Annotated in this window: 26 protein-coding genes and 1 tRNA gene; 11 read left to right on the plus strand and 16 right to left on the minus strand. The window is 62.3% G+C overall.

Annotation, left to right across the window (positions count from 1 at the left end):
- Positions 1–351: 351 nt before the first annotated feature.
- The 3 genes from METLI_RS10090 (at position 352) to METLI_RS10100 (ending at position 2,313) form a co-directional block, all read left to right on the plus strand.
- Positions 352–810: an EVE domain-containing protein gene (locus tag METLI_RS10090; RefSeq protein WP_004040083.1), complete on the plus strand. Its 459-nt coding sequence runs from the start codon at positions 352–354 to the stop codon at positions 808–810.
- A 4-nt stretch (positions 811–814) separates the two neighbouring features.
- On the plus strand, positions 815–1,729 hold the full coding sequence (locus METLI_RS10095) for a DUF5655 domain-containing protein (protein ID WP_004040085.1): 915 nt from the start codon (positions 815–817) through the stop codon (positions 1,727–1,729).
- 65 nt (positions 1,730–1,794) lie between these two features.
- The gene (locus METLI_RS10100; RefSeq protein WP_004040087.1) at positions 1,795–2,313 is read left to right on the plus strand and encodes a TATA-box-binding protein; all 519 of its coding nucleotides are present in this window, start codon (positions 1,795–1,797) and stop codon (positions 2,311–2,313) included.
- A gap of 28 nt (positions 2,314–2,341) precedes the next feature.
- On the opposite strand, the gene METLI_RS13585 is transcribed toward METLI_RS10100, so the two are convergent.
- From METLI_RS13585 to METLI_RS10140, 9 genes are all read right to left on the minus strand, one after another.
- The gene (locus METLI_RS13585) at positions 2,342–3,004 is read right to left on the minus strand and encodes a hypothetical protein (protein WP_004040090.1); all 663 of its coding nucleotides are present in this window, start codon (positions 3,002–3,004) and stop codon (positions 2,342–2,344) included.
- Positions 2,979–3,962: a Panacea domain-containing protein gene (locus tag METLI_RS10110; protein WP_004040092.1), complete on the minus strand. Its 984-nt coding sequence runs from the start codon at positions 3,960–3,962 to the stop codon at positions 2,979–2,981. Before METLI_RS10110 ends, METLI_RS13585 begins: the two co-directional genes overlap by 26 nt.
- A gap of 119 nt (positions 3,963–4,081) precedes the next feature.
- Positions 4,082–4,321 (minus strand): hypothetical protein, encoded by a 240-nt coding sequence (locus METLI_RS10115; protein ID WP_004040094.1) that lies wholly within the window; start codon positions 4,319–4,321, stop codon positions 4,082–4,084.
- Positions 4,318–7,065: a hypothetical protein gene (locus METLI_RS10120; protein WP_004040096.1), complete on the minus strand. Its 2,748-nt coding sequence runs from the start codon at positions 7,063–7,065 to the stop codon at positions 4,318–4,320. Before METLI_RS10120 ends, METLI_RS10115 begins: the two co-directional genes overlap by 4 nt.
- Positions 7,062–7,406 (minus strand): hypothetical protein, encoded by a 345-nt coding sequence (locus METLI_RS10125; protein ID WP_004040098.1) that lies wholly within the window; start codon positions 7,404–7,406, stop codon positions 7,062–7,064. The genes METLI_RS10120 and METLI_RS10125 overlap by 4 nt, the downstream gene beginning before the upstream one ends.
- Positions 7,403–7,657, minus strand: a complete 255-nt coding sequence (locus METLI_RS10130; protein ID WP_004040100.1) for a hypothetical protein — start codon at positions 7,655–7,657, stop codon at positions 7,403–7,405. The genes METLI_RS10125 and METLI_RS10130 overlap by 4 nt, the downstream gene beginning before the upstream one ends.
- Entirely contained in the window at positions 7,645–7,788 is a 144-nt protein-coding gene (locus tag METLI_RS13225; protein ID WP_004038958.1) for a hypothetical protein, read from the minus strand. Before METLI_RS13225 ends, METLI_RS10130 begins: the two co-directional genes overlap by 13 nt.
- Positions 7,789–7,953: 165 nt before the next feature.
- Complete coding sequence (locus tag METLI_RS10135) at positions 7,954–9,183, minus strand: site-specific integrase (protein WP_004040108.1); 1,230 nt, start codon at positions 9,181–9,183, stop codon at positions 7,954–7,956.
- Between the two features lie 62 nt (positions 9,184–9,245).
- Positions 9,246–9,330: transfer RNA gene (locus METLI_RS10140), tRNA-Ser, on the minus strand.
- Between the two features lie 46 nt (positions 9,331–9,376).
- On the opposite strand from METLI_RS10140, the gene METLI_RS10145 reads away from it, so the two are divergent.
- A complete protein-coding gene (locus METLI_RS10145) occupies positions 9,377–9,580 on the plus strand; it encodes a hypothetical protein (RefSeq protein WP_004040109.1) in 204 nt (67 codons plus the stop codon).
- Positions 9,581–9,590: 10 nt separating this feature from the next.
- On the opposite strand, the gene thsA is transcribed toward METLI_RS10145, so the two are convergent.
- The gene (thsA, locus tag METLI_RS10150) at positions 9,591–11,186 is read right to left on the minus strand and encodes a thermosome subunit alpha (RefSeq protein ID WP_004040110.1); all 1,596 of its coding nucleotides are present in this window, start codon (positions 11,184–11,186) and stop codon (positions 9,591–9,593) included.
- Positions 11,187–11,329: 143 nt separating this feature from the next.
- On the opposite strand from thsA, the gene METLI_RS10155 reads away from it, so the two are divergent.
- Positions 11,330–11,887: a hypothetical protein gene (locus METLI_RS10155; RefSeq protein ID WP_048103810.1), complete on the plus strand. Its 558-nt coding sequence runs from the start codon at positions 11,330–11,332 to the stop codon at positions 11,885–11,887.
- A gap of 87 nt (positions 11,888–11,974) precedes the next feature.
- On the opposite strand, the gene METLI_RS10160 is transcribed toward METLI_RS10155, so the two are convergent.
- The 4 genes from METLI_RS10160 to METLI_RS10175 form a co-directional block, all read right to left on the minus strand.
- Positions 11,975–12,595: an orotate phosphoribosyltransferase-like protein gene (locus METLI_RS10160; protein WP_004040112.1), complete on the minus strand. Its 621-nt coding sequence runs from the start codon at positions 12,593–12,595 to the stop codon at positions 11,975–11,977.
- A 79-nt stretch (positions 12,596–12,674) separates the two neighbouring features.
- A complete protein-coding gene (locus METLI_RS10165) occupies positions 12,675–13,130 on the minus strand; it encodes an NOB1 family endonuclease (protein WP_004040113.1) in 456 nt (151 codons plus the stop codon).
- Positions 13,127–14,092 carry an RNA 3'-terminal phosphate cyclase gene (gene rtcA, locus METLI_RS10170; RefSeq protein ID WP_004040114.1) on the minus strand — a complete coding sequence of 322 codons (966 nt, stop codon included), beginning with the start codon at positions 14,090–14,092 and terminating at the stop codon, positions 13,127–13,129. The genes METLI_RS10165 and rtcA overlap by 4 nt, the downstream gene beginning before the upstream one ends.
- On the minus strand, positions 14,086–14,937 hold the full coding sequence (locus METLI_RS10175) for a ribose-phosphate diphosphokinase (RefSeq protein WP_004040115.1): 852 nt from the start codon (positions 14,935–14,937) through the stop codon (positions 14,086–14,088). Before METLI_RS10175 ends, rtcA begins: the two co-directional genes overlap by 7 nt.
- Positions 14,938–15,053: 116 nt before the next feature.
- Between METLI_RS10175 and lonB the strand changes: the two genes are divergently transcribed.
- From lonB to METLI_RS10195, 4 genes are read left to right on the plus strand one after another with little or no spacing between them, the layout of a single operon-like run.
- Complete coding sequence (gene lonB, locus METLI_RS10180) at positions 15,054–16,952, plus strand: ATP-dependent protease LonB (RefSeq protein WP_394295873.1); 1,899 nt, start codon at positions 15,054–15,056, stop codon at positions 16,950–16,952.
- Positions 16,953–16,955: 3 nt separating this feature from the next.
- Positions 16,956–18,281 (plus strand): TldD/PmbA family protein, encoded by a 1,326-nt coding sequence (locus METLI_RS10185; protein WP_004040117.1) that lies wholly within the window; start codon positions 16,956–16,958, stop codon positions 18,279–18,281.
- The gene (locus tag METLI_RS10190; protein WP_342632898.1) at positions 18,268–19,548 is read left to right on the plus strand and encodes a TldD/PmbA family protein; all 1,281 of its coding nucleotides are present in this window, start codon (positions 18,268–18,270) and stop codon (positions 19,546–19,548) included. Before METLI_RS10185 ends, METLI_RS10190 begins: the two co-directional genes overlap by 14 nt.
- 1 nt (position 19,549) lies before the next feature.
- The gene (locus METLI_RS10195) at positions 19,550–19,813 is read left to right on the plus strand and encodes a pro-sigmaK processing inhibitor BofA family protein (protein ID WP_004040119.1); all 264 of its coding nucleotides are present in this window, start codon (positions 19,550–19,552) and stop codon (positions 19,811–19,813) included.
- Positions 19,814–19,819: 6 nt separating this feature from the next.
- Here METLI_RS10195 and METLI_RS10200 read toward each other — a convergent pair whose 3' ends face one another.
- The gene (locus tag METLI_RS10200; RefSeq protein WP_004040120.1) at positions 19,820–20,527 is read right to left on the minus strand and encodes a KaiC domain-containing protein; all 708 of its coding nucleotides are present in this window, start codon (positions 20,525–20,527) and stop codon (positions 19,820–19,822) included.
- The gene (locus tag METLI_RS10205) at positions 20,524–21,348 is read right to left on the minus strand and encodes an RAD55 family ATPase (RefSeq protein ID WP_004040121.1); all 825 of its coding nucleotides are present in this window, start codon (positions 21,346–21,348) and stop codon (positions 20,524–20,526) included. Before METLI_RS10205 ends, METLI_RS10200 begins: the two co-directional genes overlap by 4 nt.
- A 114-nt stretch (positions 21,349–21,462) precedes the next feature.
- Between METLI_RS10205 and METLI_RS10210 the strand changes: the two genes are divergently transcribed.
- Together METLI_RS10210 and METLI_RS10215 are read left to right on the plus strand one after the other, a co-directional pair.
- Positions 21,463–23,040, plus strand: a complete 1,578-nt coding sequence (locus tag METLI_RS10210) for a type II/IV secretion system ATPase subunit (protein ID WP_004040122.1) — start codon at positions 21,463–21,465, stop codon at positions 23,038–23,040.
- Positions 23,037–24,980 (plus strand): type II secretion system F family protein, encoded by a 1,944-nt coding sequence (locus tag METLI_RS10215; protein WP_004040123.1) that lies wholly within the window; start codon positions 23,037–23,039, stop codon positions 24,978–24,980. The genes METLI_RS10210 and METLI_RS10215 overlap by 4 nt, the downstream gene beginning before the upstream one ends.
- Positions 24,981–24,996 lie beyond the last annotated feature (16 nt).

Genomic DNA, 24,996 nt, shown 5'->3' on the forward strand with positions numbered 1-24,996 from the left:
AGATTCGTGGGTGTCGTGTATAGCCATTCTTATTGCCTGCACCGATCATCCTGCAGGTTTTTCATTTCCATAACCGCTACGTCCAGATCAAACTTCATCCCCGCATCACCATCTGGATCGTTCAGCCGGTTACCTCAAGAATGAAATCATGTTTCGCGATAATTTTAACCGAATATCCTGCAATGAACCTTCTATTTCCTCAAAGGCACGATATACTTTTTCAATTGTATCGATGTCCTCTACAGGAAGTATCTTCTGCGAATGCCCCGGCAAAAGAGCCTTTTAGTATCCTCAGATCTCCCCGGCCCGGAACCGCAGGGTGATATACAAGACCCGCACAAATGTCATCTTATGACCCGCTGGCTCGCCATATCCAACCGCACAAACTCCGACATCACGATCAAAAAACACCTCTGGGGCGTCCCGAAGCGCGCCATCAACCAGATCAGCAAGACCCACCCATGCGACACCCTCCTCGTCTATGTCGGGCAGCAGGTGATCGATAAGGACACCACCCTCCCGCCGGCGATCACCGGGTGCTTCGAGATCATCTCAGAGGTCTATGAGGACGCAAAACCGGTCTTCACCGCACCCCCGAAACTCGGGAATGAGGTCTTCCCGCTGCGGATCAAACTGAAGACGATAGAGGTCTTCGACCCCCCGGTCGAGTTCAAGCCCCTGATCCCGCACCTCGCCTTCATCACCAACAAAAAGCAGTGGTCCGGGCACATCAGGGGCCAGGCGATGCGGACGATCCCGGAGGAGGACCACGCGTATATCATGAAGGCGGCACAGACGCCGCGGGACTGATCAGATGGGCGACATCCGCATCTTCCGCATCGACGGCCCGCAGGCAGAAGAACTCAAAGGCACCTCCGTCGCCCTGGAAAAATCCCTCCAAACCTACATGGAGCAGAACCTCGAACCCCTCCTCGGCGTCACCTTCCTGGCCAGCGAATATGCCACCGGCAAGACGCACGGCGGCCGGATTGACACCCTCGGTATCGACGAGAACGGCTTCCCGGTCATCATCGAATACAAGCGGGCGCTCAACGAGAACGTCATCAACCAGGGGCTCTACTACCTCGACTGGCTCCTCGACCACAAGGCCGAGTTCGAACTCCTCTACCTGAAGAAGTTCAAGAAGCAGGGCGACGAGGTCATCGACTGGACCGGCCCCCGCCTCCTCTGCATCGCCGGCGACTTCACCAAATACGATGTCCACGCCGTCCAGCAGATCAACCGGAATGTGGAGCTGATCCGCTACCGCCAGTTCGACCGCTCCCTCCTCCTCCTCGACCTGGTGAACGTCACCTCCCAGAACGGCGACACCGCCGCCCCGGCACCCTCCGCCCCCGGCAGAAAATCGACTGGGAAGACCTTCAGCGACGCCCTCGCCCTCTCTGACACCGACCTGCAGGACCGCTACGAAGCCATCAAGGCCTTCTGCCTCGCCCTCGGCGACGACGTCCAGGTGAAGATCACCAAATTCTATGCGGCCTTCCGGCGGATCAAAAACTTCACCAGTGTCGAGATACGCCCGCAGTCCGGCCTGCTCCTCCTCTACCTCCGCCTCGACCCCGACACCGTCACCCTCGAGGAGGGGTTCACCCGCGACGTGAGAAGGATCGGTCACTGGGGGACCGGCGACCTGGAGATCGTCATCCGCTCGGACGCCGAACTGGAGCGGGCCCGCCCCCTGATCGTGCGGAGTTATGAGGAGAACTGAGTTTTGATGAAAATCCCTTTCAGCGGAAAGTATCTGAGGGAATAGACCTCATCTTTTTTCTGGGAATGAAAATAGTCAATATCGTCTCCTCAGGCGACCTCCACCAGCCCGTCCCCTTCCAGCGGCTGCCCGAACTCCCCGCCAGCAGGTACAAATACGACCCAGAGATGTATCACGGAGCCTACCTACTCCTCAACGCAGGCAAGGCCACCGTCTACCGGAGCGGAAAATATATTTTAATCGGTCTGAAAGCGCTTGAAGAGGTAGATACATCATTCAAAGAACTCCTCGCCCTCCTCTCCCCCATCATCGACCCCTCCCTCGTCTCGCCGCCGCGGGTCCAGAACATCGTCGGCATGGAGGATTTTCAGGTCGAGATCCCGTTGACAAGGCTCGTCGTCGCCCTCCAGATGGAGCGCGTCGAGTACGAACCCGAACAGTTCCCGGGCGTCATCTACCGGGGGGAGCAGGGCACCGCCCTGATCTTCTCCTCGGGCAAGGTGATCCTCGCCGGGTTCAAAGACCTGGGTGCGATGGCGGCGTTCGCATCAGAACTGAAGGAAAAGATCAGGACGATCGGATAACGTCTCTTCCTCGCATTCGCCGCCCGAATCAACGGTGTGCATCCCCGAGGAACCGCACATCGCAAATCGCCGTTGTGTCCAGCACCCGCCCCCGGTTCCGCACGATATGGCCCAGGTCCCCCGTCCACAGCACCAGCCCCGGCACACACAGCGCCAGGTCATGGGCGTCGAGCACCACCTCGATATCGTCCGGGTCGTCGATGGCGTTCAACCCCCGGTAGATCTCCGGGTAATCGGTCCGCCGCCGGTGCAGGGAGAGCACCGCCCGGTCCTCCAGGCGGGCCAGGCGTCGGGTGCACTCCCCCTCATAGCAGGTCTTCACCTCCTCCAGCACCTTCCCGATCGCCGCCGCCTCCCTCCCGGCCCTGGCGATCGCCTCAGCCACAACACCCTGGATCCTCCACGTCGCCACCTCCGCCTCCAGGGCATCGGCCGACGGATCCCGTTTCAGGGCGGCGATCGCCCGGCGGAACTCCCGCACAATCTTTTTCTGGATTGTGGCACACCGCCCGCCGTTCTCGACCCCGAAACACTCCCCCCAGACAAACGTGCTCGAATAATTCAGTTCGGGATCGTCAAACACACAGGTCGCCGCCCGCCCCCAACCATCGGCGGCATGAAAATAGTAGCCGATCAGGACGTTGCTGTCATGGAAATACGGCAGCCTAACGCCTCCCCGGCGGCATCTCAAGCGCCAGGGACCGGGAGAGGCGCATTGTCAGGTCAAGGAGATCGCTGGTCGTTGTTGTGACCTCGCAGAGGTTTTCGGGGTGCTCACGGAAGAGACCCTCCCTGATGGTATCAAATCTCTCCTCCACCTCCTCGCAGTACGCCGCCAGCACCTCTCTCCCGACCGCACCGGACTGCACGGCGTACGAAGTAAAGCACAGGGCGTCGCAGCACTCAGCGGTCAGGGATGACACCACCGCCGGGTTCAATCGAAGGGCCAGGCGGAAGGTGTCGTCCCATGCGAGGTATGCGTCGTAGAAGACCGCAAGCGAGGGGAGGGGGTAGCGCACCACGAGATCGTCGAGGACCTCCTCCACCTTTACGACCCGTTCCGGGGTAAAGGGATGGATGGCATCTGAGAGATCCGCCGACAGCGTGGTCATGCGGGTACAGAACTCCCGCTGAAACCCGTCGATAAAGAGCCCGAAACTTTCAACAAGCCGCATCTCATCGTCATCGAGGGCAAAGTAATCGAGGGGGATCTCTTCACCGTCCCTGAATTCTTTCCAGAGCCGGAGGTGGTGGGTGAGGTCGCTGACCGATGTGGCCTTTTTCCCCCTGAGTGCTGTCAGGATCATGTGAAAGAGAGCGATTTCATAGCGGCTGAACAGATCACGGTTCACCGGCACCCTGACCTGAAACAGATAATGGTCATAGGGCCGGGTGGCCGAACTTTTCCCCTTCCCTCTGCTCTTCTTGACCGTGAAAAAGTCGTTTGTTTCGCCGGTGAGAGAGTACGCCACCGGATCCACCGGTCCCTTCGGCATCCTGATGTAGGTGCTGTCAAAGAGGGTGGTGCCCCGCTGGTTATAGTGGATGAGGTCGGCGAAGAAGATGAACTTCATCAGTTTTGTCCGACCGATGGCGGGGTCATGCTCCATCGCATAGAGCATCGCATGGATTTTTTTGAGTTTTTTCATACCATCACCCCGCATCGCCGGAAAAAACGCTCCGCTTTCCCATCGGCTTTGCGTCTATACACCTCGTATGATGTATACAAAAAGATAACCCTTTCGGAAAAAGAGCGTGCCCTGAATGTTCACCTCCCGCCGTGCGCACCGTTCACCACCCCCACCACCGCCATCACCCAGTAAAACCCGAACATCACCATCACGTACGGGTTCTCCGTCACCGCCCCGTACGCCACCCAGAACAGATTCCCCACCACCCACGCAAAAAACCCACACGCCCGCACGCCGGAACTCCTCCCGGCCACCAGCACCGCCCCCACCATCCCGAGCACCACCGCCGGCGCCTGGAGGGGATCGAGAGGGATCACGCGATCCCCCTCCCCTCATTCCACGCCCGCACCAGCCGCGCATAACACCCCTCGCAGAGGCGCGTCCGCCCGTCCGCCGACCGGAACACCGCCCGCCCCTCCCCGCATCCCGTGCAGCGCCCGAGGTCCGTGCTCACCCGGGAAAACTCCGTGTGCTCCAGCACGCCCGGCAGGGTCAGCACACCTGCCCGCTCTTTCAGCACCATCCCGACATTCGGCGTTTTTCGGCAGGCGCTGAAAACAGAACCGGCGCCATTCTCACCGGTATCCGGGTTTTCGTCCCCGTTCTGCCGGTTTGAAAAACCACTTTCAGCAGGCCGGGAACCACAGCCCCCCACCCCCGCCTCTTCGCCATCGCCGGTCGCACCCTGTGATCCCTCTTCCTGCTGAAAAGAAGTACCTATGTACGTACCTTGATCATTATACTCCTCAGTACGTTCGGATCCGCCCCCGTCCTGACCCGTTCCCTTCTTTCGGCAGGTGCTGAAAACCTGCTGAAAACTGCTGTCATCATCCGGGTCATCGTCCAGCCATACGCCGGGGCTCGCCGCCCACTCCCGGTAACGCACCCGGTCAAAGAGAAAGTGCAGCTCGTGCCGCTTCACCGAACACTCGCAACCCTCCTCGGTCACCGTCGTGTTGATCACGCTCACCGCCGGGCACTTCTCCAGCAGCCCCGTATAGGTCGTCCCGCGGCTCACATACCCCTGCAGCACCCGGTAGGCCTGCTGATACGAGATCCCGAGCGCCTCCTGCAGCTGCCCGACGGTGAACACGCTGACGCCCATCGCCGCGATCGTCTCCAGGGCCGCCGCCTCGTTCCGGGTCATCTTCGACTCTTGCCCCCCGGCCGTCCCGTTCAGGGCGCCGTAGAGCCGGACCGCTGCGGCGAAATCGTCGGGGGATGCGATCACCCGTCCCTCCTCGTCACACCCCCGCTGCAGGAAGAAGAGGCGGGCACGGCACTTGATCAGGTCGAAGAGCATGCCGGGGTTCCGGCGGTTCTGCGCCGCCGAGAAGTGGATGCGCCGGGCAAACGGGATGCGGACCGGCAGGACCTCTTCCTTGACGGCCTCCCAGATCGCCCGGGCGGTCTGCACCGCTTCGCTCTCCCCGGGGTCAGGCACGGTCGCCTCGGCCCTCTTCATGTGTTCGAGCACCGCCCGGTCCTGCTCTTTCGAGTCATCGATCCAGACGGTGAGCATGCGGTTCATCACCTGGTCGTCGCCCGGGTCCTCGACGCGGGCGAGCCACCAGACGCACCGTTCAGGGATGGCGCAGACGCGGAGCTGCCGGTCGGCGGTGACGGTGCGGTGCTCAATAGGTTCCTTGAAGTTGGTGGTTGCTGACTTCAGGACCTCCTGGAGGTCGTCGGATAACGAGACATCGTCGAAGAGGAGGACGGTGCCGGGCCGGAGGCTGTCGTGGTAGTAGAGCGCCTTGTTGGAGACGGTGCCCTTGAGCCTGAAGATCTCGGGGAGGAGGTTGAGCATGACGTTGCATGCGTGGGTCTTGCCCTTGCCTGAGTTGCCCGAGATGGCGACGTGCAGCCCGTTCGTGTTCTCGACCGCCTGCGAGGCGATGGACAGGATCAGGCACTCGGCGACGGTGCGGTCGCCGACATGCTCCCGGTTGAAGGTGTCCAGGAGGAACCGGAGGGGATCGCCGTGCTGCAGGATCTCCATCGCCCGCTCCCGGTATGCCGGCGCCGGCGCCGGTGCTGCGGGAGGAGGGGGAGGCGGAGGTGGCGAAACCTCCTGCCGCTTCTGCCTCTTTGGTTCGTGCATCGCCCGGAGTTCGGGCCAGCGCTGCACCCCGCCGCCGCAGCTGGCGTGGTGGCACCCGGCATAGACCGCTCCCGAGGAGAACTGGATCGCAAAGGCGCCGTCGTGGTGGGCGCCCGAGAAGGGGCAGTCCTCCAGGACATAGAGGGTGCCGCCCTGCCAGGGCCGGGTGCTCCGCACGGCCAGGGCGTGCTCACGGAGCCAGCGCCCCAGGTCGAAGGGGGAGGAGGCCTTCGCCGGGGCCGGGGCCTCGACCGGGAGGAGGGCGGCGATCTCCCTGAGGAGGTCGGGGGAGACGGTCTCCGCCGTCTCGGGCGCCGAGAGGATCCTCGCCCGCCGGTGCGGGCGTTCGGGCGTGTGGTCGCCCTTGCGCGAGGTGGTGCCGTAGAGTTTCCAGATCCGGGCGGGGTTCGAGTTGGCGGTGTCCACGGTGACGTGCTCATCAGAGAACAAGGCGTCGAGGGTGGTGAGCACCCCTTTGACCAGCCCGCCGTCGTCGGGCGGGAGGTCGATCCGGTAGAGGAGGTGCGCCCCGTTGCCCGAGTCAGCCCGGATCGGGGCGGGGAACCCCCGATCGGAGAGCCAGAGGGCGATCTCGTCGGCTTTCCGCAGGGCGGCGTCATGCTCCGCATCGGTGGACGAGACCCCGCTCGGCCGCACCGGGTCCAGGTCGATGGGCAACCAGCGCCGGCGGAGGATGTCGGTGTCGCTCGTGGTGGGATCGTTCCTGGTCAGCCGCATCTTCACCCGGTTCGCCCGCCGGGCGAGGAGGGCGCCCTTCACCTCATTGAGGGTGACGTAGATCCCCCGGACCTCCGGGTCGGCGTCCAGGGCCGCCGCCGCCTCGGCGCACTTCGCCAGGTCGTCGAAGTAGCCCGAGTGCGTGAAGCGGTCGGCGAGGGCCCGGACCTCCACCACTCCCCCCTCGCAAAACAGGGCGGCGAGGGCCTCCCCGATCATGGGTAGCCCTCCTCGATGAGGGGGAAGAGCGGCGCCGAGACCGCCTCTCCCGTGACCACCCGGCGGAACGAGACGAGCGGCACGATGAAGTGGCCGATCCTGGTGAAGATCTTCACCGCCCGGCCCGTGACGCCCATCGCTGCGTGCCCGACGATCGCCGTCTCGGTGACGATCACACCGTCCGGTCCCTCCTCGGCGACGGTCATCGTCACCGGGGCCGGGTGGCCGCGGAAGAGCAGGGTCCGCAGGTCGTCCTCGGCGATCCGGTAATGCTCACCCCCGACGATCAGGTGGAGGTTGTCCCCGGTGCCGAGGCGCAGGGTGCCGATCTCCTCGTTCATTCCTCCCCCTCCCGGGTGACCACCGCGACGGTGTAGCCGTTCCCGGCCACCTGTCGGACGTGGATCTCCTCGATCTGCCTGCCGAAGAGGCAGATTGCCGCCTCGATCATCTGCGGCACCAGGGAAAGCGGCACCGATACCGGCACCAGAATGTCGCTATGCTTATCTGCCATGCTCTCCGAGTCTGTGATGGCGGCCGGGCGGTTGGTGCGGTAACCATGTTCGTCCTGGCTGCCATCTATGCCCTGCATCTCTTCTCCTCCGCGACGATTTCCCAGATGCCGTGTTCAACCATTCGTTTCCCGATGCCCCGGTAGAACGGCGACCGTTCCTCAAAGGCGTCGATGTCTTCCGGTCTGACTTTTCGTGGTCCGTTTTTCATGGAGGTCTGCCTCCGCAGTGAGGGGGCCGCAACCGGGTGATCGCTGAAACAAATGCTGCCGCCAGGGGCAGGTGGTGGGGGGTGAATGTCGGCCCGGCCGCCCTCGAAAAAGAGATGAAGATTTCGGGGTTATAAACAAAAAGTAGAGGTTTCGAATGTGTTTTTTCAGATTTCACCTTTCCGTTTCTTCTCGTTGATCATCTCCTCGACCATCGCCCTGAGGATCTGCGGGTGGGCGGTGAGATCGGCCTCCATCTCCTCGATGGTGGCGATGCTCTCGCCGGTGAGGGCGCGGTGGCAGGTGGTGCAGTAGCGGGCGGTCGGGGCGTTGATGGTGTGGCACCCGGGACACTCCCGCGGCTCCAGGCTTGTGTCGGCCGCCTCGGCGGCGACGGTGACGCCGTAGTGGCCGAGGATCTCGCGGTCGATGTCCCGGCCGGTGAGATGGGCGTAGGTCCCGAACATATCGGTGCTCAGGTTGCCCCACATCATCAGTTTGATGACCGACTCGTTGACGCCCTGGGTGATGAGGTGGGTGATGCGCGAGTGGCGGAAGAGGTGAGGCGTGACGTGTTTGGTGAGGCCGGCCCGCGCGGCAAGGTTGGTGAGGATCTTGAGGGTGGTGGCGTACTGGAACGGCGTCTTGCGGTTGGTGATGAAGACGAGGGCCCGCCCTTTTGGCTCGAAGGGGAAGTCGTTTCGCCATGCGGCGAGGTAGGGGAGGGACATGACCAGCCTGACGTGCCGGGTTTTGTGGCATTTGGTGTCCTCGACGGTGAGGACGGCGCCGTGTGCGTCGAAGGTGACCCGCTCCCAGGTGAGCCGCCCGATCTCGCCGATCCGGCACCCGGACTCGTAGAGCACGGCGACGAGCGCACGGTCACGGGAGTTTGCGGCGGCTTTGATGAGGGCCCGGATCTCTTCCGGGGTGAGCATGTGCTCGGGGAGTTTGGTGTTCCGGTCCATGTCAGGCGCCTTGATCGCCTTGACCTTCTTGATGGGGACGGTGGAGATCTCGTTCTCGATGAGCCAGAGGTAGAAGCGCTTGAGGAGGATGATGTGGTCGTGCAGGGTGTTCTGCTTGAACGGTTTGCCCCGCTGGTTGGTGCCCCCTTTCAGGCGGTTGATGCCGGCGTAGAGGTCGAGGATGGTGTTGGTGCGGTACGGTCCGAGGAAGCGCCGCCAGTTGACGAGGAGGTAGATGAGTTTGTTGATCCGGACGGTGGTGAGCCCCCGGGAGGCCTGTTGTTCGGTGATGAAGGCCTCGAGGAGGGTGGCGTCGTCGTCGGTGAGACGGCCCTCAGCGAGGGCGCGGTCGATGGAGCGGTGCGCATAGACCTGCTTGACCAGGTGGAAAGCACGGTCTTCCTGGGTTGGTGCGGTAGTTGAACCCATGAAGAGTGGTCAGAAAGGAGGTATTAAAAGATTCGGTTGAAGAATTGAACTTGAATTCTTAACGCCGGGGGGGAGATTTGAACTCCCGAGGTGTCAGACACCAGTAGCTTTCGAGGCTACCGCCTTCCCGGACTAGACTACCCCGGCACTGCGTGGGTAAAAATATCTGTCGGCAGTCCAGATAACCTTTACGATGGAATGCACGCTCCACTTCCCCCGCGAGGGGGTGACGCTCACCTACACCGGCGCCGCCGGCGACACCTGGGAGACGGCCCTCCTCTCCCTCGGAGTGAACCCCGACACCGTCATCGTCTTTGCAAACGGCGTACCGGTTCCGCAGGACGATGAGATAAAAATAGATGAGGCCGAGATAATCTCGACCTGTTCGCGCGGGTAAATGTGGCTGTTCAGGCCATCGGGCCTGCACCCGGACCCTTCTTGACCGTCACAAACATATCGTCGACGCGGATGAGCATGCTCGCCATCTCGGCGGCCGACATGATCGCCTGCTTCTTCACGCGGGCGGGCTCGAAGACGCGCTCCTCCTTCATGTCGATGATCTCGCCGGTGTAGACGTTGAGCCCGGCGTACTTCTGGCCCTGTGCATGGGCCTGCTTGAGGGCGACCACCTTGTCGATCGGGTCGAAGCCCGAGTTCTCTGCAAGGGTCTTTGGAACCTCCTCGAAGACATCGGCGAAGGCCTCAAGGGCGATCTGGATCCGGCCGCCGACGGTCGCCGCATACTCGCGGATCTTAAGCATCATCTCGGTCTCGACCGAGCCGCCGCCGACGACAAAGGTCCGGTCTTCGAGGGCGTCCTGAACGACCCGCCGGGCGTCCTCGACGGCGCGCTCCAGTTCGTCGATCAGGTGCTGGGTCGAGCCGCGCAGCAGGATGGTGACCGCCTTCGGGTTCGTGCACTCGGCAATCTTCACGAGCTCGGCGTCCTCGACCTGCTCGACATATCCAGCCGTGCCGAGCACTTCAGGGGAGAGTTCATGGACCTTGTTCACGATCACACCGCCGACCGCCTTTGCCATGAACTTCATGTCATTCTCCTTGACGTCCTCAACGGCGAAGATGCCGTACTTCGCAAGGTAATACTGGACGGCGTCGGCGATGCCCTTCTGGCAGAACACGACATTGGCGCCGGCGTCCCTGACGGCGTCCGCGAGTTTCTTCAGGCTCTCGCGCTCCTGTTCGCCGAAGGCGGCGAGCTGCTCCGACCCCGAGATCTTGATCTTCGACTTCACCTGGGTCTTGGTGATCTCCAGGGGCTGGGCAAGGAGGGCGACCTTCGCTCCGACAACCTTCCGCGGCATGCCGTCTGAGACCCGCTTCTTGTTGATGACGACGCCCTTTACGAGTTCGGCGTCGTTCATCGTCTCGCCGACCTCCTTGGTGACCATCACGTCGTCCTCGTCGATGACGAGTTTGCCGTCCTTCTCCTCGGCGATGCTCTTCACCGCATCGACGATGATCCCGGCGACCTTCTCCTTCACCGACTCGATCGACTTGCCGGTCATCGAGGTGGAGGCGATCTGGAGGAGGATCTCGCGGTCCTCAGGGGTGACGGTGATGGTGAGGTCTTTGAGGATCTCAAGAGCCTTCTCCATGCCCATGCGGTAGCCGTGGGCGATGACCGTCGGGTGGATCTCCTTGGCAAGCATCACGCCGGCCCGCTCCATCATCGCTCCGCCGAGGATGCAGGCGGTGGTGGTTCCGTCGCCGACCTCGTCGTCCTGGGTCTCGGCGACCTCGACCATCATCTTCGCGCCGGGGTGCTGGACCGAGAGCTCGCGAAGGATCGTCGCGCCGTCGTTGGTGATCGTGACGTCCCCACTTGAGGAAACGAGCATCTTGTCCATGCCGCGGGGGCCGAGGGTCGTCCTGACGGCCGAGGCGATTGCTTTTGCCGCAAGAATATTGGACTGCTGGGCCTCGTGGCCCCGGGTGCGCTCTACATTATCTCTTAATACTACGATTGGCTGTCCAGCAAGCATGGTATAATCCTCCGATATCTCAATAATATGGATTTGAACTTCTATATATGGTATTCGGTGACGATCCGCCGTACCGCTGGCGCCCCGAGATTCAGGCGGTCAATTCGGAAGGGCTTTGTGTGCCGGCGGCTCACGGAAGATCGATGAGGCATATCGCCGGTTTCACCGCCCTTGAGTGGACCATCCTGATCGTCATGGCCGGCCTCCTCTTCACCGTCGCCGGTCACATGACAGGCGGCGGCAAACCTTCTGGACTGGTCTATACGGCACTCGGAGAGACCGGCAGCCTGATCGAGGTAGACGATGTGGTGGGGTATCAGGCCGCCGCCGATCCCGGCGCCCTCGACTCGGCGTCCTTCACGATCCGCCTCTTTCTCGGGGACATGGGCGGCGTGGATATGGATCGGGCGACGGTTACGTTCTCGGACAGAAGCGGCGCCACCGTTCTCCCGCAGGGCACAGCGGGCGACGCCCCGCCGTGCTGGATGATCGCCGACCGGCTGAACAGCCCCCCCTTCCTGATCGCAGACGGAGACGATCGCCTCGAACCGGGCGAGTCATTTGTGATCAGGGTGCTCTTCCCTCACCCCGTGGGAGCGGGCGAGACCTTCACCATCGCCCTCACCCCGCCGGGCGGCCTTCAAGAGAGCATACAGAGGGCAGTCCCCCCGCGGGTGACGCCGGTGACGGTGCTCGGATGACCCTCTTCCCCGTCATCGGCGGCGGCGCCTATCTGCCCGCTGACCGACAGTCACCGTGACGGCGATGAGACGGAAAAAAAGAGAAGATCAGTCGATCCTGGATACGGTATAGAGCGGGAAGACCGGGACACCCTCGACCGCTTTTACTCCCCGCTTGTCGAAGAGCACCCAGATGGCGATCGGTTTAGCCCCATGCGAGCGCAGATACTCGACGACTTCGTGGAGCGTCTTGCCGGTGGTAATCACGTCGTCGACGATGATGCAGGACCGCCCTGCGACCGATGCGAAACTCCCCGAAACCGAACCGACCTTTTTCTGAGCCGGGCTGTGCTTTGCCGGGTGATAGATGGCAAGGCGCGTCCCGGTCCCCCGGGCGATGAGGGTCGCCACCGGGACACCGGAGAGCGATATGCCGACGACCGTATCAAAGTCCGCCTCACCTGATCTGAGGGGAATCTGCCCTTCCTCGACGGCGATCTCGTAGCGGCGTATCATCATCTCGGTCGTCAGGTCGAGCATCCGGGCGTCGGCGCTCGTCGCCGTCCAGTCGATGTGCACGTCCTTGGGCGCCTCCTCCCCCCGCTGCTGGGTCAACAGCCAGGTCACCGTCTCCATCGAGAGGGAGAGTTCATCACCGATCTGTTCGGGGCTATGGCCGTCCGAGAGGAGGATCTGCGCCTTATTGATCAGTTCGTCGAGGGAAGTCATACAGAGTGGTCTGTTGGGAGATATATAAGGGTTTGCGGGGAGGCGGATTGCGCCTTGTTCCCTGATTCCCGGGCCCTTCTCACCGCCGCGTCCGCCTGATCGCCGCACCGCAGACCATGCACTCGCCCTCATGATCCGCGTAGCGCCCGCAGCCTGAGCAGCGGTACTTCCACCGCACCCGCACCGCCCGGCGCTGCTGGAGAGGCTCGGTCCCGACGCCGAGAACGATCGCCGCGTTCTGAAGGGCGAAATCGTCGGTGTAGATGACGCCCCCGATATCGAGGGCGAGGGCGAGCACCGAGAGATCGGTCGGTGAAAGCACCCCGATGTCGCGGCTCTTCTCCGCCGCACGTCTGGCCCGTTCCAGGGCCCCGGCCGACGCTCCCGAAACGGTGAGTCCGGTTGCAAGCAGCGCCTCGTACCGGCACTTCGCCCTGAGATCGACGAGCTCGGCAACGACTTCAGGGGTCGTGAAGAGAGCCCCCTCCACCGGCCGCTCCACAAAGAACGCCGTGGCGTCCAGCACCGCCTTCATGCCGAGAACACCGCCGGGGAGGTGCCTGAGACGGCGATCTCGTAGCCGAATGTTGAGAGCAGGGAGCAGGCGGTCAGGGCATGGCTTGAGGCGGTCGGGGCCGTGTACCTCCCGCCGCTCAGGGCGAGGTAGACGAGGAGCTGGTCGGCAAGGTGCTCGTCGACCGCGCCCGGCGCCGCACAGGCGGCAAGAAGCCCTTCGGCCGCAGCCCGCCCGACACGTTCGGCAGGCAGCCCCAGCCGCCCGAGGGCCGACGCCCCCTTCGCCCCGGCCCATGCAGTCACCGACGTTCCCGTGCTCCTCCCGGTCCGGCGGTCGATCGTCACCGGAAAATCCGGGAGCACGGCGGACGCCGCGGACGCCTGCCGGTCCGCCACATGGTCAGGCAGGTTCTGGGTGCAGGAGACGATCCCCTGCTCATTCGGGAGGCGGGCCGGATCGATCGGAGCGAGTGCAGATGGCCCGGCCGTCACATGCACCACGCCACCGCCGGCCGGATAATAGCCGCGGGCCCGCACCTCCACCCGGACCTCAGCCCCGTGGGCCCTGAGCAGGGGGAGAAATACCTGCATAAAATAGTCGATCGTCGGGCTCTTCTCGACCTCGGTCCCGCCGGTGAGCGTGATCGACCCGCCGTGCACCAGCGCCACCGGGAGCCATGCCTGCAGCACCAGGGGGATGCTGCCGGCCGTGCCGATATCGAGGGCGATCGTCGTGCGCCTGATCTCCCCGGGCTCGAATACAAGGGTGTCGCTGCCGGCCGAGCACCCTTCAAGCGCCGCACCGCAGGCGAGGGCGACCGCCCGCACCGCCGTGCAGTGCTGGGCCGCGAGGCCGGGTTTCGGCCGTCCCGCCCGGATCTTTCTGATCCGCACCGGCGTTTCCGTCAGCGCCGAGAGGGCGACGGCGGTCCGCACTACCTGCCCTCCCCCTTCCCCGAAGGATCCGTCGATCTCTAACATTTCTTCAGCGCTTCGGCGATGCGGTTTGCCGCCGTGAACGCCGAGCACGCCCGCTCGATCGTGTCCGAGCAGACGAGGCTCTTCACCCCGGCCGCCCGCAGACGGACATAAGCCCCGCCAGTGAAGACCCCGTGGACGCAGGCGGCGTGCACGGCATACGCCCCCTGATCGTAGAGCATCTTCGTCGCCGTGGCGAGCGTCCCTCCGGTCGAGATGATGTCGTCGACGATGACAACCTCTCTCCCCTTCACGTCGAAGGTCTTCGGCTCCATCCGCACCTCTTCCCCGGATAGCCGGGTCTTTTTCAGGTAATCGGCCTGCCATCCGCCCTCAGAAGCGATCTCCATCGCGAAATCCGCCGCACCGCTGTCAGGGGCAAGGATCAGGGGATCGGCAAAACCCCGCCCTTTGATGTACTCCCCGACATCGGCAGCAAGAGAGAGATCATGTGCCGCCGCATCGAAGTACCGGGCGATCTCCTTCTCATGGATGTTGACCGTGATCACATCGCTTACCCCGCGGGAGAGGGCCCGTGCCGCAACACGGGCGCTCACCGGTTCCCCGTCCCTGAACTTCTTATCCTGCCGTGCATATCCCATGTACGGGATAACAAGCGTATTCGTCGTCGCCTCGCAGGCATCGATAAGGAGCATCAGCTGGATAAAGGCGTCATTATCGGTGACGCTCCCGACGATCACGGTCTCGTCATCCAGCGGGCCGGCCACCTGCAGGTAGAGTTCACCGTCAGGAAACTGAGAGAAGCGGGTCTCGACCGCCTGCACCCCGAGGTGGTCGGCGATCCGAACGGCGAGAATCTGTGATTTTTCTGTGCATACGACCTTCATTTCTGGTCTTTCCTCCAGCTGAAACTACTTAAACTATCATGAAAATAGTATATAAAGTATCATTGCTTAACGAGGTTGCACCAATAATGGAAGAGAGTGTTTCTGAAATCCTTGAGATGAGATCCGAGGAAGACGTCCTCCAGGGCTATGATGTCTCGAGTTCCTCCGAGATCACCGTGCCCCCCAGACTGATCGATCAGGTGATCGGTCAGGAGAACGCCGTGGAGGTGATAAAGAAGGCCGCCACCCAGCGCCGACATGTGATGATGATCGGCAACCCCGGTACAGGCAAGTCGATGCTGGCGAAAGCGATGGCCGAACTCCTCCCCAAAGAGGAACTCAAGGACATCCTTGTCTACCCGAACCTCGATGACTCGAACAACCCGATCATCAGGACGGTGGCTTCGGGGAGGGGCAAGCAGATCGTTGCCGCCCACAAAGCCGAGGCAGGGAAACGCAAACAGATGCGCAACACCCTGATAATGCTCCTCATATTCGGCATCATCGGCTACGCCCTCATATCGGGCCAGTGGCTGATGGGCATCATCGCCGCCGCCTTCATCTTCATGGCCCTCCAGTACTCGAGGCCGCGTGAAGAGGCGATGATCCCCAAACTCCTCGTCTCCAGCGAGCCCAACGCCGTCGCCCCCTTCATCGACGGCACCGGGTCGCACGCCGGGGCCCTTCTCGGCGACGTGCGCCACGACCCCTTCCAGTCAGGCGGGCTCGAGACCCCGGCCCACGACCGGGTCGAGGCCGGCGCCATCCACCGCTCGAACGGCGGCGTGCTCTTCATCGACGAGATCAACACCTTAACCCCGCACTCCCAGCAGAACCTGCTCACGGCCCTGCAGGAAGGGGAGTTCCCGATCACCGGCCAGTCAGAGCGGTCGAGCGGGGCGATGGTCAGGACAGAACCGGTCCCCTGCCGCTTCATCATGGTTGCGGCCGGCAACCTGGACGCCGTGCAGGGGATGCACCCGGCGTTGCGCTCCCGTATCAGGGGCTACGGCTACGAGGTGTATATGCAGGACACGATGCTCGACACCCCTGAGAACCGCGTGAAGTTTGTCAGGTTTATTGCGCAGGAGGTGAAGAACGACGGGAAGATCCCGCACTTCGACCGGAGCGCGATCGAAGAGGTGATCAGGGAAGGGCAGCGCCGGTCCAACCGGAAGGGGCACCTGACCCTGAAACTCCGTGACATGGGCGGGCTGATCCGGGTCGCCGGCGATATCGCCCGCCAGGAAGGCGCCGACATGACGACCGCCGAGCATGTGCTCAAGGCGAAGCAGTCTGCCCGCTCGATCGAGCAGCAGATCTCAGACGAGTACATCACGCGGATCCGGGACTACGACCTCTCCGTCGTTACCGGCACGCAGATCGGGCGGGTGAACGGCCTTGCCGTGATGGGCAGCGACTCGGGTTCGATCCTGCCGATCGTCGCCGAGGTCACCCCGTCGCAGGGGGCGAACGGGACGGTGATCGCCACCGGCCTGTTAAAGGAGATCGCAAAGGAATCGATCCAGAACGTCTCGGCGATCCTGAAGAAGTTCACCGGCCGGGACATCAGGAACATGGACGTGCACGTCCAGTTCATCGGCACCTACAGCGGCGTCGAGGGTGACTCGGCATCCATATCGGTGGCGACCGCCGTCATCTCGGCGATCGAGGGCATCCCGGTGAAGCAGGACGTGGCGATGACCGGCTCCCTCTCTGTCCGCGGCGACGTCCTGCCCATCGGCGGCGTCACCTACAAGATCGAGGCGGCCGCCAAGGCCGGGATCAAGACCGTGATCATCCCGAAGGCGAACTTCGGGGACGTGTTGATCGAGGACCGGTACCGCACGATGGTGGAGATCATCCCGGTGGAGCATATCGAGGAGGTGCTCGAAGTGGCGCTCGTCCCGCAGAACCGTGAGGTCTTCCTGAACAAACTGAAAAAACTTGCCGCGGAACCGGCGAAGGTCTTTGAGTCCTCCACCGGTGCCGCCGGCAGCCATTCGGCGGCATAAACCATGCATAATCTCCGCTATTACGATATTCGCCACGTCCGCGGCTCCTCGACCCATATCGACATCGACAACGGTGTGGTCGAGTCGGCGGGCACCAGTTTTTTCGACCATGCGGTCGTCAGGGTGCTCGGGGAGAAGGGGTGGGGAATCCTCACCCTCGAAAACCTCGATCCCGACGGTCCGGTTGAGGCGCTGATCAGGGAGGCGCTCGACCTTGCCCGGATCACCGAGGACCCGGTGGACCTCGCCGACGCTCCGCGCCAGATCCTGCCGGTGCCGGCGGTGGGCGAGGACCCCCGCGATGTCTCGCTCGAAGAGAAAACGCACCTTCTGGCCGGGATCGAGGGGACCGCCCGCATCCCCGGCATCGTGAACACGCGGGCCAGGTATAGCGAGACGATCGAAGAGGTCAGGTTCCTCGACTCGTCGGGTGTGGAGTTCTCCTACGAGATTCCCAGATGCGGATTCTCGGTGATGGCCGTTGCGGCCAGGAAGGGAGAGATGCAGATGGGACGCGAGAGCCTGCACACCATCCGCGGCCTCAACCTCCGCCACCGCGAAGAGATGGGCGTGAAAGCGGCAAATACCGCCGTCGCCCTCCTCGATGCGAGGGCGGCGAAAGGGGGACGGATGCGGGCGGTGCTCGACCCTGAACTCGCGGGTGTCTTTGCTCACGAGGCGATCGGCCATGCGAGCGAGGGCGACCTCGTCAGAGAAGGCAACTCCGTCCTCGCCGGCAGGACCGGCGAGGTGATCGGCAGCCCGACCATCACGATCGTCGACGATCCCACCCTCCCTGAGTTCGGGTTCGAACCGGTGGACGCCGAGGGCGTCTCAGTCGGCCGGACCGAACTGATCAGAAACGGACGGGTGAACGCCTACATGCACTCGCGCCAGACGCTGGCGGCGGTGGGAAACGGCCGCGCCGGCCATGCCCGCGCCAGTGCCGGCGATCCCCCGCTCGTGCGGATGAGCAACACCTTCATCGAGGAAGGTGACGCCGCCTACGACGAGATCATCGCCGAGTGCCGGAGCGGCATCCTGCTGAAGGGCTCACGCGGAGGGCAGGTCGATCCCGGCCGCGGCGTCTTCCAGTTCAACGCCGAGTACGGGTATATCATCGAGGACGGTGCCCTCGGGGCGATGGTGCGGGACGTCTCCCTCTCAGGCGAGATCCTGGGCACGCTCCATGCGATCGCTCTGGTCGGCAACGACCGGGCGATGCACCAGGGGTATTGCGGCAAAGGCGGGCAGAGCGTCCCGGTGAGCGACGGGTCTCCCCATATTCTCCTCGAAGATGCGGTGGTGGGTGGCAGTGGAACTGATTGAAGAGATCCTCCGCACCGGCGGAGAGATGGTGGACGAGATCGAGGTCTATGTCTCAGAGGCGGAATCGGTCTCTGCAGAGCTGAAACGCACCCTCATCGAGAATGCCGGGGGTGCAAAAGGGTTCGGCATCGGCATCCGCGTCATCGAGAGCGGGCGCATCGGCGTCTCCAGCACCGGCAGCCCGAAAGACTGGCGGGCCTGCCTGGAGGCGGCGATCGCCAGTGCACGCCTCGCCCACCCGCAGGAGTGGGGAGGACTCCCTGCCCCTGCATCCCTGCCGGACGCCCCGCCGATCTTCGACCCCTCGCTCAGCCTCGACCCTGACTGGACGAGATCCACCCTCGAAGAGATGCTCCGCGGGGCTGAAGTCCACGACGCAGACGTGACCGGTGGTTCGGCCTCGCTCTCCCGGTCGAAGGTGACGATCGCCAACTCTTCGGGCGTCGTCTACGAACAGGAGCGCACCAGCGCCGGGTGTTCCCTGGAATGCATCAACGAGCAGTCCACCGGTTTCGAGTTCGACGTCTCTCCCTTTGTCGGGATCGATCCCTGCCACACCGGCGAACAGGCGGCATTTTTTGCCGAGCACGGCGTTGACGGCGATGAGATCGAGACCGGGGACTACGACCTCGTCCTCTCGCCGGTCGCCCTCTCCCAGTTCCTCGGCCACGTCCTCGAACCCGCCCTCTCGGGCAGGAACGTGCATGCAGGCCGGTCCTGGCTTGCCGGGAAGGTAGGTGAGGAGTGCATCGGCGAAAACCTCTCGATCTATGACGATCCCTCCCGGTGCGGCCTTTCCAGCACCCGTTTCGACGCCGAAGGCGTGCCTGCAAGACGGATCGTCTTCTTCGAGAACGGCGTTTTGCAGGGCTATGCCTACGACCTGCGCACCGCCTACCGCTACGGACAGGAGAGCACCGGATCAGCGGTCCGCAGCGGGCCCGGCGGCGCTCCTGCGATCGGCGTCCACACCCTGGTCATCGACGGGGCGCGGGACACCGTCGACGACGAGCCTGCCGTCTATGTCCACGACATCGTCGGGGCGCACACGGCCAACCCCCTCACCGGCGACTTCTCGGTCGAACTCTCCAACCCTTCATGGGTCGAAGACGGGGCGTTCACCCTTCCGGTGCGGAGCGCCATGCTGGCCGGCAACGTCTTCGAACTCCTCGGTGCGGTCGCCGCCATCGGAAAAGAGGAACGCCTCGTCGGCGGCGCCGTGCTTCCGGCGGTAAGATTAAATAAGCAGCATATCATTGGTAAATAGGATGATAGAGACCATTATCGCCATCGCACTCGTGATCGTGGCTGTCGGGGTTCTGTATTATTTTTTCAAGCAGGCGACGACCCTGATCATCAACGCCGTGGTCGGGCTGATCCTCCTCTTCCTGATCAACTACTTCCAGGTGACCGGCATGATCGGCGGGACCGAGATCCCGATAAACTGGGCGACCGTCCTCATCTGCGCCCTCGGCGGTGTTATCGGCGTGGTGCTGCTCGTCCTGCTCAACCTTGCCGGGATCACCATCTGACTTTTTTCAAAAGACGTTCGCCTCTGAATAGACCTGCACCCGGTCTTTGAGGATCTCGTAGGGCTTGATCTCGCGCGAGTGGTTCGATCCCCGCATCTTCACCACCTCGACCGCCGGGTGGACCTCTGAGAGGTCTGAGGGGCGGATATAGCGGAGAAGGATGACGGTGTCGACCATGTACTCGATGAGGGAGTACTTGCTCGCATACGGGTTGTTCTGGAGGGTCTCCGAGGTGAGGATGAGCGTGCAGTCCTCGTCCCGCATCCTCTCGATGAACCTGAAGAGTTCCTGCCGCCGGGTCGATTCGTCGGTGAAAATGCCTTCGAAGAGCGAGATCGGATCGATCACCACCCTTCTTGCCCCGACGCTCCGGATCAGCTGCGGCAGTTCGTCCTTGATCTGGTTGACGGCGACGGTGAAATCGGTCGGATCGAGTTTTATTACAAACAGGGACTTGTCCAGATAGGTGTCGAGGTCCCATCCCCTCCGCAGGATATCCCGGTGGATCATCTCGGTCCGTTCGTCGAGCGAGATGAAGATCGCCTTCTCACCCTGTTTTAACCCTTCATAAATGAACTGGAGGGCAAACGTCGTCTTGCCGGTGCCGTAGGTCCCCACGATTGAGCAGATGGACCCTTCAAAAATCCCGCCGCTCAGCATGGAGTCGAGCCCCTCGATCCCGAACTGCACTCTCTGTTCGTCGTCCCCGTTCATATGACCACCCTGATATTGGATACCTCAAACCCGCCCCCGGCGGTGATGCGCACGCCGAACTTCACCAGATCCTGCTCCTCGAGGTGGGGCATCACCCCCCTGAACTTCCTGAAGTACATCGTCCTCTGCCGCCGCATCGCCTGCGTCTCCTCCCACTGAAAGAGGGTGACGGCGTCGGCGATGTCCTGGATCTCGATCTCCTTCGCTGTTGGAAGGACACCGCGCGTCAGGGGTAGGTAGATCACCGACCCCCACCGTTTTGTCACCCGCTGCAGGCCGCGAAGAAAACCGGTGAACGCTTTCCACTCCTGCGGCGTGTCGGCCTGTGCGGCAAGGTCGGTGAGCGAATCGAGATAAATGACGCTGCCCGGCGCCGCATCCGAGAGGATCGTCGAGAGTTCTCCGAGGATGTTTTCCCGTGAGGAGCGGCTTTGCATCCGGGTGAGGATGTTGCTCCCCCCATACCAATCGACCGGAACGACGCTGGCGTCAAAATAACGTTCGGAAAGATCGCTGAACCTGACCCCCTCCTCCATGGCGGCGTAGAGATCCGGGCTCACCGAACTCACCGCCTCCCTGAGGATATCGTCCCGTATGCGGGTGACCGTGATGTACAGGATCTCGCCGGCAGGAGCTGCTTCATCGCCTCGCTCTTTTTTCTCCTTTGATAGGAATATTGCTGATGACCTGATGAAGTCGCTGTTCCCTGCCCCGATATCCCCGAGAAGGAGTATCATCGACCCCGGCGGGACGCCGCCGTCCAGCACCGGGTCAAGGGAGGCGATCCCGGTTGGAACCCTCAGATCTGCTCTGTCCCTCATCTTCTCCCTGAAACTAATCGACACACTTCTATAAAATGGTTGTAGATTCTTTGTTCAATAAAAATAAAGATAAATACTGGATCCGTTCAATCCTTCATAATCTGGAGTTCGCACATGAATCTGCCGTTTCCCTGGAAACACCCGGACCAATCAGAGATCTTCACCGATTACGACCCGGAAACCGAGCCGGCCCTGGTTGAGGCGGCGATCCCTGAGGCTTTTGATCTCGTTGAGAGTTACTGGGTGGATAAAGGGCGATCGCTTGTCTGTATCCTCCTCAACCGGCATATCGGCCAGAACGAGTATCACCTGATGGAGCCCGCCCTCTCCCCGTTTGAGTACGAACTCCTGGAACGCCTCCACGAAGACCTGCGCGACACGCTGATCCTCTCGGACGACGAGATGATCCGTGAGCGCAAACGGGTGCTCATCGAGCGGATGAACGGTCTGATAAGGGAATACGGGGTCCAGATCGATCCCATCTCCCGCAGGAAGATCGAGTATTACATTTTGAGAAATTTCATCGGCTGGTCCCGCCTGGAGGGGCTGATGAAAGACCCCGATATCGAGGATATCTCCTGCGACGGCACCAACATTCCCCTCTTCCTGTACCACCGGCGGTTCAAGAACATCAGGACAAACCTCTCCTTCTCCGAGGTCGAGTTGAACTCTCTCGGCATCTCCCTTGCCCAGCGTTCGGGGAAACACGTCTCGATCGGAACGCCGGTGGTGGACGCCACTCTTCCGGACGGTTCAAGGCTCCAGCTCACCTTCGGCAAGGAGGTCTCGACGCGCGGCACCTCGTTTACGATCAGGAAGTTCCGGGCCGAACCCTTCACCCCGGTCGAACTCCTCGACCTGGGCACCTTCTCCCCCGAGGAACTGGCCTATTTCTGGATGTCGATCGAGAACAACAAGAGCCTGCTCTTTATCGGCGGCACGGCCTCGGGCAAGACCTCCTCGCTCAACGCCGTCTCGCTGTTTATCCCGCCCCTGGCAAAGGTCGTCTCCATCGAGGACACCCGCGAGATCACCCTCTTCCACGAGAACTGGATCGCCTCGGTGACGCGGGACACGATTGCAGGGGAGGCGTCGACCTCGATTTCGATGTTCGATCTCCTGAAGGCGGCGATGCGGCAGCGGCCCGAGTTCATTCTGGTCGGCGAGGTGCGCGGCGCCGAGGCCCAGACGCTCTTCCAGGCGATGAACACCGGGCACACCACCTTCTCCACGATGCATGCAGGCGGTGTCGACGCCGCCATCCACCGCCTGGAGAACGAACCCCTCAACGTCCCGAGGAACATGGTGCAGGCCCTGGACGTCGTCAGCGTGCAGGCGCTCATTTACCGCGGCACCGAGCGGGTCAGGCGCTGCCAGGAGGTCGTGGAGATCGCCGGCATCGACCCGGGCAGCGGGAACCTCCGGGTGAACACCGTCTTCACCTACGACGCCATCCACGACGTGATGCGCTACTCGGGCAGGTCGCTCGTCTACGGCAGGATCATGGAGATGCGGGGCTGGACCCAGGCGAGGCTTGAAGAGGAGATCAACGAGCGGATCCACATCCTCAGGGCGATGCAGGAGCAGAAGATCACCGATTATCGGAAGGTCTCTCATATCTTCCACCTCTATGCGATCAACCGGAACACCGTGATGGAGAGCATCGACACCCTTTCAAGGCTGTTTTCATGAGCGACGAGAGCAGGCCCGGTCTCTTCAGACGTTTTGTCGAGGCGGTCGTACGCCGGGACCCGGTAAAATACAACAACCTCAGGCAGGACCTGATCTCGGCGCGGCTCGGCATGACGGTCGAGGGATATGTGGGCCGCTCAGTCCAGTTTGCCCTCCTGGCAGGCATGTTCTTCGGCCTCCTCGTCTATTTCATCTCGGGCTTTGTACACCTGCCGGCAGGCAGCATTCAGATCGTCAACATCCTCCACCTGCCGATGCCTCTTCTCGAAAAAGGCTCGTCGTCCTGGTATCTGATCCGGATCTTTGCCTTTATGGCGGCTGCAGCCATTGCCGGGGCGGCGTCCTACGCCCTTGCCCTCAGGTACCCGGCGCTGGAACGGGGAAACCGGGAGACGAAGATCAACCTCTCCCTCCACAACACCGTCTCATACATCTATGCAATGCGGAGGGGGGGCGCCGAAATCATCGATATCTTCCGGTCTCTCTCGGAAAACGCCGGAATTTACGGCGAGAGCGCCATCGAGTTTCGGCAGGTGGTGCGCGACGCCGATTATTTCGGCATGGACGTGGTATCGGCGATCCGTCACCTCTCCGAGACGACCCCATCAAAAAAACTCAAAGAGTTCCTTGAAGACCTCCTCTCGGTCATCGAGAGCGGGGGAAACCTTTCGGCGTTTCTCTCGACCCGCGTCCGGATATACCAGGAAGAGGCGCGCTTTGAGCAGAAACAGTTCATCAGCACCCTGGAGTTTGTCGGAGAGGCCTATGTCACCGCTTTTGTCGCCGGCCCGCTCTTCCTCGTGATCGTGATGGTAGTGATGGGGCTGCTCGGCGGATCGGCGATCACCCAGCTCTCGGTCGTCGCCTATGCCCTGCTCCCGATCGGCTCCCTGATCATGATCCTTTTCATCGACCTGATCTCGGTGAAGGAAGAGGGCGCCGAGCGCTACACGAAGATGAAGGTGCTCGAAGCCTTCGGAGAGGTCAGGGTGGTCGATGTCGACGGAGAGGAAACCCTGTTCAAGCAGCTCGCCCATTACGACCGCATCCGGGGGATCAGGGCGTTCATCAGAGCACCGTTGCGCGGCTTCGTCGTGGACGCGCGGCGGACCTTCCTCATCACGGTGCCGGCGGCACTCCTCTACCTGCTGGCAATCTTCCTGAACCTCCCTCCCTCTCTCCCCTTCGAGGCTGCCGTCTCTGCCGTCGACGACCATGTCGTCATTGCGGCCCTTCTGGTCATGATCTGCTACGCTGTCTTCTTCGAGGTCTGGCGGCGCGAGATCAAGGGGATGGAGGGAGCGGTCCCCGAGTTTCTGGCCAGGATGGCCGGCATCAACCAGGTCGGCCTCACCCTTGCACAGGCGATAGAGATCCTGGTGCGGACAAACCTCGGCGTTCTTTCCTACGAGATAAAGCGAATCAGCAAGGACATCGCATGGGGGGCAAATGTCCAGGACGCCCTCGTCCGTTTCGAGCACAGGGTGCGCACCCCGGTGGTCTCCCGCTCGGTCACCCTGATCACGACCGCCACCAGGATGAGCGGCAACATCTCCGAGATCCTGACAATCGCCTCAAAAGATGCCCAGATGTCCCAGGTGCTCAGGCAGGAGAGAAACGCGGCGATGCTCCTCTATCTTGCGGTCATCTACATCGCCTTCTTCGTCTTCATCTTCGTCGTCGTGGTCATCTCGGCCCAGTTCCTCCCGCTGCTCGAGGATGTCGGCGCCCAGGCAAGCCAGATCGGTGGAACCTTCGGCGATATCGGGAGTGGGTCGCTCCTCTCGATCAAGAGGCTCCTCTATCATATCTGCCTGATACAGGCCTTTTTCTCCGGCCTTGTCGCAGGGAAGATGGGTGAAGGCTCGGTGCGGGCCGGGGTGAAGCACGCCGCAATCATGCTCTTCATCGGACTGGCGGCGTTCAACCTGCTGGTGTAACCGATTCCTCTCTTTT

This window comes from Methanofollis liminatans DSM 4140 (assembly GCF_000275865.1).
GTDB classification, from domain to species: Archaea; Halobacteriota; Methanomicrobia; order Methanomicrobiales; family Methanofollaceae; genus Methanofollis; species Methanofollis liminatans.